Genomic DNA, 8,847 nt, shown 5'->3' on the forward strand with positions numbered 1-8,847 from the left:
AAACGCGCTGATCTTCGCCCTCGTCGGCCAAGTCGCAGCCGAAGCCGGCGTGCTGCTGATCATCATGTCTGCGGGGCCGGGCTGAGCGCCGTCCCGAAAAATCGACTTCGGCAGCGGGCTGCTAAGAGGGCCCGATGACCGGCACCAGCGGATTCGACCGCAGATGGGAAGGTTCACCCCACCCCAAGGGAACCAATTTTCGGTGCGTTTATTTCGAATATACGCTACTGAACTGCTTTACCACGGAGAGGTCAAATGACCTTGCCTGCGCATTCAGAGCCGTTCGGCGGCCATATGCCGTCGGCTGATGACCGTCAGATTGCGAACCAGCTTCGCCGCATGCTTGCTGCCCGAAAGTCGGGAGGAGCAACCTTGCGTATCCAGGAGACGGAATCGAAGAAGCCGGTCGAAACTACTCTCACTCCCGCCATGTCTGACCTGTTTCTTGAATTGCTGCGCCATATCGGCAGCGGCAGCGCGGTGACACTCGTACCGATCCAGGAAATGCTGACGACGCAGCAAGCCGCCGACCTCCTCAATGTGTCACGTCCATACCTAATCAAGCTGCTCAAGCAGGAGGCAATGCCTCACACTCCGATAGGACGACATTGCCGTATCCAGGCCGATGACGTGTTCCGCTACCAGGCGCAGCGCGATGGTGAGCGTTCGCGGACCCTTGACGAACTCATCAGCGGTGATGCGGACTTGGTCTGAACCGTGTTTGCCAACCGTTACACAGCCCTCCATTGATGCCTGTACGCCCGTCAGTGTCTGGCGACGCAATTTGCTGCTGTCGCGCGCTGAAGCCGATTTTTTTCGCATCCGCTGGTCAGACCCATTTTGAACGAGACCAAAGCAGCCATAATTAAGATGGCGCGAGAGCGCGATCTCGATGATCCTGAGGCGCGAGGGGTGCAAGCGGTAAAGGCCATGCAGACGACGTTCCCGGAGGCCATGGTTGAAGACTTCAAGCTGACTGGTGGCGCTCAGTTTGGCTTGCCCGACCCTGGCGACGAACACGTCATCGCGGCTGCCCTCAAAACGCAAGCCCAAGCTCTCGTCACCGAGAACCTGAAAGATTCAGCTGCCATCTGCGGCCACCTCAACATCGAGGCACGAAGCCCTGACGGCTTCATTGCCGACACCATTGCCTTGGAAGAGGGAGGGGTGATCGCCGCCATCCGGAAAATGCGGGAGCGCCTGAAGCGACCTTAAATGTCCCCTGAAGATCTTCTACGGGCGCTAGAAGCCAACGGCCTGCTCGAAACAGCTTCGGTCCTCACTCCCCACCTCAGTTCGATCTGAAGGCCCGCCTCCAACTTCTCCGACCCTTGTCGGTCATTCAGCCGTCGGTTTTGCGCTCCCAAGTGCGGACCGGCAGCTTTTCCCATTCAGAAAGCCTTGAATGGCCGATAGGCGACCGTCCGGTTCGGAGCCTGATTACCCATATAGCTGACGCTAAATCTCGATGATCGTTGAGATTAAGGAATCTCATTTTTTGCCGCAAGGATTGTCGGGATAGGCGAAGTTTCGGTTCTCGATGAAATTGCGATCGGTCAGCGCCTCTAGAAATGCCAGAACTTGCGTTGTTTCGTCGGAATCCAGAGCGGCCCGATGGCGATCAATCGCTTCGCGGAGCGTCCGAGCGGACCCATCGTGGAACCACGGCCCAGTCACAGCGACGTTGCGTAGCGGCGGCGTGCGGAAGTGCCCCTCGTCAGCCGGTCGCCCCGTTGCCTCGGCCAGACCGCGATCCGCCGGATTGACGGGCAGGATCGCATAGAACCGACTATCGGTGAAATGGGGGCCTGAATGACAAGAGGCGCAAGCGCGCGCAAATACAACCTTGCCCGTCGTAGCGTCTGGTAGCATCGAGCCGCGATCGGCGGGGGTGTCGAATGACACCATGCTGCGCTCGAAGCTCGCCAGCGCCATTGCAACGCTGGTCATGTCTATCTGTCCGTTACGATCCGGGAAGGCGGCGCGAAACTGCTGGCGGTAGCAGGCATCGCGTGACAGGCGGCGGGGGATTTCCCGCTCTCGGCCATGCATTCCCATTTCGACCGGCGTCAGTCCGAATATCGGGATCGCAGCCTGTGCTTCCAGCGTCGTGACGCGAGGGTCGGCCGAGGTCAGGCTCGACAACCATGCAACGTTGGCTAGGCCCGGCACGTTGCGGCGTCCTGCATCGCCGTGGACGCCGGGCCGGGTTGCGTTGCCGTCCGCAAAGGCGTGCTTCTGCTCATGGCAACTCGCGCACGACATGGTTCCGTCGATCGACAGGTCCGCGTCATAGAAAAGTCGCCGGCCGAGCGAGACTTTGGCAGCCGACATCGGATTGTTAGTGGGAACGATCGGCGCGGCGACCCCCGCCGGCAATGCCCACTGCCAAGAAACGGCGGCTGCGGCAGTCAGGGTTAGTGCCGAGAGCGCCAGCGCCGTCCATCGGATCACGCTGGTAGCTTAGTCACCATCAGCGGTAAATTAGCGGAGCCGTTACCCGCAATCTGAAGCACATAACGTCCTGCGGCCAAGTCAAAATCGACCATCTTGCGGATACCGGTGCAGGCAGGGCCATGACCATGCGCGACAGACGCTGCGGGCTTGCGCTGCGCCAAGACATCGATCCATGCGGCCGAGCCCAGCGCAATACGATAGCGCCCCGGAGTGGCGACGGTGAAGGCGAACACACCTCCATAGCTGACCGAACCGCCCGGCTTTTCCGGTCGCATAACGTAGCGCACGTTTCGTGTGGACGGCAGCCGCGCCGCAACAGCGACACCCGGCGTCAGCATCGCCGCGTGCGTCTCGTCGCGTCCTGCATCGAGCGGGCGTGGCGAAGCCCAGCCTGATAGCTCAGCAGGCGGAGCGACGACAGCGGGGCAGGCGTCGTTCGTGGCGGCGGGCGCTTGCATCAATATGGCAGCAATCAAGGCATTGAACATCTGCTGCATTTCCTCCAAAGGCCCAGGCTCTATATTTGATCGTATATAGATTGTTCGCCTGAGGGAACAGGCGGATCAATCTCACAGGGGGATAATGATGCGTTATGCGCTGACCGCAGTCATGTTGCTTGCTTCGTCTGCTATGCCCGCGTTTGCTCAGGATACGCCGCATGCGCCGAATGACCAGCAAGACAACAGTTTCCGGCTGGGTGAGATCGTCGTCAACGGCGTGCTTCCGCAAGGTGTCGAGATCGGCAGCGAGGCAGTAGGCCAAGAGGCGATCTACAAGTTCGATCGTCAGTCCCTTGATGAGGCTGCGAGCCTGATCCCGGGCGTCACCGCCGGTAACAGCGGTGGGTCGCGCAACGAGCGGCTGCTGTTTGTGCGTGGCTTCGATCGGTTCCAGGTGCCAGTGTCGATCGACGGCATCCGCGTCTATCTGCCCGCCGACAACCGGCTCGACTATGGCCGCTTCCTGACGCCTGACGTGGCGCAGCTTCAGGTGGCCAAGGGCTATGCGTCGGTGCTGGATGGCCCCGGTGCGATGGGTGGCGCCGTCAACCTCGTCACCCGCAAGCCGACCAAGGCATTAGAGATCGAAGGCCGCGCTCAGCTCAATCTCGATCGCGGAGTGGACTATGGCGGCTACAATGCCTTCGGCCTCATCGGTACGCGGCAGGATCGCTGGTACGCGCAGGCGAGCTACACGATCAACGATACCGACCATTGGGATTTGCCGGGCAGCTTCACGCCGACCGCAAACGAGAACGGCGGCGCACGTGACTTCTCGGCGACGCGCGACTGGCGCGTGAACGCCAAAGTCGGTTTCACTCCGAACGCTACCGACGAGTATTCGCTGAGCTACACCCGCCAGGAAGGCGAGAAGAACGCCCCCCTCCACACTACCGATCCGATCAGCACCCAGCGCAACTGGAGCTGGCCCTACTGGAACATCGAAAGCATCTACTTCCTCTCGACGACCGCGCTGGGAGACCGCGCGACGCTCCGCACACGCGTTTATCGTAACACCTTCAATAACCTGCTCAGCGCGTTCGACGATCGCACGCAGACCACACAGACCCGCGCCCGCGCGTTCAACAGCTACTATGAGGATGAATCGTGGGGCGGTTCGGCCGAGGTTGCGCTTCGTCCGACCGATGCGGACAGACTGTCGGTCGCCTTCCACTATCGCCGCGATCAGCATTACGAGTTTCAGCAAAGCTTCCCGACCGGCTTCACCGAACCCCGCCAACGTAGCGTCGAGGACACGTACAGCATCGCCGGTGAATATGCCCGTGACCTGACCCCGACCGTCGCCCTGACGCTGGGTGCGAGCTATGATTGGCGAAACCTCTCGCGTGCCAAGGAATATGGCACCCCGCCTACGGGCGGCGCGGCGCGCATCTTCAGCTATCCGCTGCGCAATGCCGATGCCTGGAACGCGCAGGGGCGCATTGAGTGGAAGCCGGTTGAGAGCAGCCGGGTCTATGGCAGCATCTCATCGCGCGCCCGCTTCCCGACGCTGTTCGAGCGCTTCTCGACGCAGTTCGGAACCGCCGCATCGAACCCCGGCCTCAAAGCCGAGCGTGCGACCAATTACGAGCTTGGTGGCAGCCACTCAATCGGCGCGCTGACCGTAACCGCCGCGCTGTTCTACAGCGACATCGACAACGCGATTGTGGCGGTGCGCCCAGCAGGTTTCCCGGCAAACACGGCCCAGCGTCGTAACCTGGGTTCGGCCGATTATTATGGGGCCGAAATCGGGATCGTCGCACGGGTCGGCCCGACGCTCGACGTTGGCGCGAACTATACACACATCAAGCGAGACTTCGCGATCAGCCCCCAGACCGGTGTCGTCATCCCCGCATTCGCGCTGACCGACGTGCCGTCGGACAAGGGGTTCGTCTACGCGAGCTGGCGTCCGATTCCGCGATTGGAGCTGACGCCCAGTGTCGAGTTCGCCTCCAACCGCACCACTGTCACCACGGCGTCGCCCCCGGTCTATTACCGCACGGGCAGCTATGTCCGCACCGACGTTCGTGCTGACTTCGCGCTCACCGAGCAATTGTCCATGGGCATCGGCGCGCGCAACCTGTTTGACGAGTATTACACGCTGACGGACGGTTTCCCTGAGGCTGGGCGCAGCTTCTTCGCTGTTGTACGGGCGCGATACTGACGAGACCTTGTACAGAATGGCGGCTTCCGGTCGGAGCCGCCATTCGTCTAAGCCATTGCGGACGGCGGCTTAGTCCCAAGCCCTGCCCATCGCAGCCGACCCTTTTCGGCCGTTCAGCCCGCAATTTATACTTCCCAGAAGCCGACTGGCAGGTTTCACAATCAAGCCACTCAAGATCGGCCGTGAAGAAGACAGGTGTGGGTTATGGACATACGCCAGCTGTCATTGCGGACGATCCAATGCCGACCTACGATACGATTCCTGCTTGGTGTGAGGAGATAGCGCGGCGGAGAATGGCAAGATCAAAGGGTTGAGTGCGCCACTACGACCCCGAAAAGACCGCGAGCCTCTGAGGGGGAAAGGTCAGCGGTCAGGTTGCGATCCTTCCTCAACCGAGCGTTCACGTATTCGTCGCCACAGTTCGCTTTGCGAGAATAGACTGACCTTGGGTCCAATATCGTTGATCGAAAAATCGGCGGGTGCGTATATCTGCCGCATGGCTGCCTGGAGCATCTGGAAGTTCACGGCGGCGACAATCTGCTCGGTGACGACGCTTGTCGTCCCACCATGTTCGAAAGTCCCTACCACGGCTAAATCGTGGCTAATGGAAAATATGATGGTCGTATCGGCGCAACCGAGCCCGACGCCGTAAGGGCTGCGACTCGGGCTCGGAATATTCTCCTGAAGCGAAAATGGGCGATCGCATGTGATGAATCCGGTGGATTTGGGAGGGGCGATTAGCAGTGTCCATTTCCGCTGCTCTAGCAGCGGCATGATCGCGGGCCACAAGGCAACCTCCTGTTCGATCAGCGCCTCTTGCGCAGCACCGACGGTCAGCCCTCCACCTTCTACTATTGCGCGCATCTTTTCGTACGGGATCACCTCGCCAGGAAGTTCCTCTCCAGCCTGCTGTGTCACCGCAGCCCAGCGTTCAGGCGTGGCGACTATGTTTCGCATCATCATCGATCCGATCTGACCGATCATCTTATCGCGTTGTTCGCGAAACGATGGATTCGACAAAGCTATTCTCGCGATAAGCATAAGTACGAACGAGAAGTCATCGGCATCGTCGATCGATTGAGCCCCTATGATCCGGCGAAACGCTTGGTCGGCATCAGCCTCAATCAAAGCTAGCTGGCTCTCGATGGCATTGGGATCCTGCCCTTCGATCTCAATGCGGTTATAGTCACGCCGCGCGGCGACATTGCGCGGACGTGTCGCAAAACTCTTGCGAGTTTTGAGATCGAACACTGTCAGCCTACCATCTTTCGAACGTGGCCGGGCAAAACCCTTCAGATAGAATTGTGGCACAAAATGATGGTTGCGAGCGCCGCCATTTTCATCAGAGGTCATGCTTCATAGGTCCGCTTCTTGACGATATTGTAGCCATCGGCCTCTGTTGTATGCACCCGCAAATCGAATGGCTTGACCATCTCAAGCAACGTGTCGCGGAGTTTCTTGCTGACGCGGGCGCCCAGATAGATAGATTTGATGGCGTTTGGGGCATGGGGAGCTTTACCCACCGTTGGCGAGAACAGCCGCCATTCCCGCTCATAGGCCCAACTCAAATGCTTGGTTGAAAGTACGGCCCGGCTACGTTCAAAATCATTCTTCATGCCAGTAAGCGCGAGATAATAAGGCTTGTTGCCATAGGCAATGCGCGCGAAAGAATTTTCCTCGGGCATCCCACTGAGTAATGCTGGCATCGAATAGCAGATGCACATGCCCTGGAACGCATCGGCGTAGTGCGCCCACATCAATTCATTGTTCCATGTTTCAGAAAACGAGGCGATCCCCAAGGTCAGTTTTTCATTACGCAGACTTTTAATGAAATCATTATACTGCGCGTGCTTTTTCACCTTGCTGCTGGCCTTATAGAGGCCCTCCATCGGATCATTCATGCTCTTGTAACGCGCGCACCAGACGTAGCCGTTCAGGATCGCATCCATCTCTTCGGTGAATTTCTTCTCTCCGGCAGGGGTGCCGTTCAATAGCCCAGAACCGATAGAACGATACCGATACAGCCATGTTGGGCGGGCAAATGTTTCGATCGTCGCCATAATCTCGTGGTCCATAAAGGGTGGGTCAGAAATATCCTACTATTTGCAGGACAAAACCGGCTACGATGAGTATTATCCCGATATAAGTATATCGAAGAGACATCCCGGCTGTCTCGCGATCGCTTTCTAGGGAGGCGACAAGCATTCCGGCCATGGTTCCAAGATGTCCTGCCAAATCCGCGATGCTACCTTTGACCTCATCGAAGCTCTGCTCGGCTGATTGATGGTCAAACGTGCCATCGGACGGCAGGTAGCGCCCTTCATCGCGATAATATTCCCGAAAATCGCCCGAAACGCTTCTCAAGAATGCGTCTACCCCACCGGCCGCTTCCGCAACATCATGCAGTGAAGACAGCCGATCTTCTGCATGTCGCCTGAGATTGCGCTGTATCCTGACAAGATCGAAACCCAGTAACATGACGCCGGCCAGGTCAAGTGTCAGCCCGGCCAAACTGAGAACGATCATATGATACCCTCTTCGTTTTTATTTAGGTTCGCGCGACATCGCGGTGGCTATGGGTTTCGATTTCAGAGCCTGTAGACGCTGCGCAAGCGATCGATCACGACATCCTTTGTCATCGCGACACCAAATTGCTGGGGTACAAAATCATCCTGTAAGACCAGCCCTTCGACAAAGGTCCGCATGTCGGCCTTGATCGCATCCGGGAGGTCATAGCTGGCCTCTGGGCTCAGTAGCTGCAACATGCGCGCGATGTCGTTGCGGTGCTTCTTTACATCGCGGCTATCAATTTTCTCGCCTTCAAGCTGTCGGCGGCTGAGGTCTAGCCAGGCACGAGCTTTGAAGGGAATGATACCGGCCTCGTCCAGAACCGGGATGCCATCCAGGGGCCGCGCCATCATTTTGAGGAATTTGTAGTAATCCGCGTCCAGAAGGATGGCGGACAAGCTGGCGGCTTCCTCCGCAATGGGAATCGGCGTGAGATGGGCGCCGGGCGCTATATCAAAGCCATCCGGGGCGTTGGAAAACAGCTCCAGCATCGCGGGACACTGTTCGACGGCTGGTTTGGCGAAACGAAACAAGATCCGCTCACCTTCACTCCGCTGCTGGATTTCATATCCTCCAGCCTCGACAAAGGCCATGAAAGCCTCAGAAAAAGCATGGTCGAGTGCCTCGACGATCAGGACAATGTCCAGATCTTTGGTCGCGCGAAAATCGAGGCCGGCCTCGTCCATGATCAGTTCGCACGCAGCACCGCCGATCAGGACATATTGATGTTCATGCTCCGAAAAATGGGCACGGAAGCGATCGACGCCAGTTACCATCCAAAGGACTCCAGAAGTTGCTCGGCCGCCTGCGCGACTCTTTCATCGGGTTCATATCGGGTGCTCAGATAGAGCGAGATTCGGTCAGCCATCCCGTTCTCGCCGAGAAGCTGCGGGTCATAGGTCCAAGTCTGAACCTCTTGCCTTCGTTCATCATGAGCCCAACTGCTCTCAAGCCCGCATTCCTTGGCAATTCGCTTCCAGGCGAAGGCTGGTACTGCCCAGCATGCAATCTTTGGCTCTGCCAGCATGGTGTAACAGCGCGTTGACGAAGTCGGTGTGATCTGATTCAGCCTGGATACGGAAAGAAGGCGGTCAGCGACGATGGCGATGCGACGTGATGGTGATGTGCAGGCGGATCTGATCGTGTCGTGGTCAGATA

Annotated in this window: 9 protein-coding genes and 1 pseudogene; 3 read left to right on the forward strand and 7 right to left on the reverse strand. The window is 58.4% G+C overall.

Translation table 11 applies throughout. The annotated features are described in order from the left end of the window. Positions 1-255 precede the first annotated feature (255 nt). Complete coding sequence (locus GR702_RS21605; protein ID WP_160987584.1) at positions 256-714, forward strand: helix-turn-helix domain-containing protein; 459 nt, start codon at positions 256-258, stop codon at positions 712-714. A 126-nt stretch (positions 715-840) separates the two neighbouring features. Beyond that, positions 841-1,215, forward strand: coding sequence for a PIN domain-containing protein (locus GR702_RS21610; RefSeq protein ID WP_237449879.1), 375 nt, complete (start codon positions 841-843; stop codon positions 1,213-1,215). A gap of 276 nt (positions 1,216-1,491) precedes the next feature. Here the strand turns inward: GR702_RS21610 and GR702_RS21615 are convergent, their stop codons facing one another. Further along, complete coding sequence (locus GR702_RS21615; RefSeq protein WP_237449880.1) at positions 1,492-2,379, reverse strand: cytochrome-c peroxidase; 888 nt, start codon at positions 2,377-2,379, stop codon at positions 1,492-1,494. Between the two features lie 71 nt (positions 2,380-2,450). Further along, positions 2,451-2,954, reverse strand: a complete 504-nt coding sequence (locus GR702_RS21620; RefSeq protein ID WP_202408428.1) for a homogentisate 1,2-dioxygenase — start codon at positions 2,952-2,954, stop codon at positions 2,451-2,453. An 88-nt stretch (positions 2,955-3,042) separates the two neighbouring features. Between GR702_RS21620 and GR702_RS21625 the strand changes: the two genes are divergently transcribed. Continuing rightward, positions 3,043-5,121 carry a TonB-dependent receptor plug domain-containing protein gene (locus GR702_RS21625; RefSeq protein WP_160987585.1) on the forward strand — a complete coding sequence of 693 codons (2,079 nt, stop codon included), beginning with the start codon at positions 3,043-3,045 and terminating at the stop codon, positions 5,119-5,121. A 363-nt stretch (positions 5,122-5,484) separates the two neighbouring features. Here GR702_RS21625 and GR702_RS21630 read toward each other — a convergent pair whose 3' ends face one another. The 5 genes and pseudogenes from GR702_RS21630 to GR702_RS22505 form a co-directional block, all read right to left on the reverse strand. Beyond that, on the reverse strand, positions 5,485-6,474 hold the full coding sequence (locus tag GR702_RS21630) for a DUF4238 domain-containing protein (RefSeq protein ID WP_160987586.1): 990 nt from the start codon (positions 6,472-6,474) through the stop codon (positions 5,485-5,487). Beyond that, positions 6,471-7,181: a DUF2971 domain-containing protein gene (locus GR702_RS21635; protein ID WP_160987587.1), complete on the reverse strand. Its 711-nt coding sequence runs from the start codon at positions 7,179-7,181 to the stop codon at positions 6,471-6,473. The genes GR702_RS21630 and GR702_RS21635 overlap by 4 nt, the downstream gene beginning before the upstream one ends. Before the next feature lie 25 nt (positions 7,182-7,206). Further along, complete coding sequence (locus GR702_RS21640; RefSeq protein WP_160987588.1) at positions 7,207-7,647, reverse strand: hypothetical protein; 441 nt, start codon at positions 7,645-7,647, stop codon at positions 7,207-7,209. 62 nt (positions 7,648-7,709) lie between these two features. After that, complete coding sequence (locus GR702_RS21645) at positions 7,710-8,465, reverse strand: hypothetical protein (protein WP_160987589.1); 756 nt, start codon at positions 8,463-8,465, stop codon at positions 7,710-7,712. Beyond that, positions 8,459-8,847 (reverse strand): annotated as a pseudogene (locus GR702_RS22505) (hypothetical protein); the annotation flags it as partial. The pseudogene GR702_RS22505 and the gene GR702_RS21645, both read right to left, overlap by 7 nt.

The sequence above is a fragment of the Novosphingobium silvae genome, from assembly GCF_009856825.1.
GTDB classification, from domain to species: Bacteria; Pseudomonadota; Alphaproteobacteria; order Sphingomonadales; family Sphingomonadaceae; genus Novosphingobium; species Novosphingobium silvae.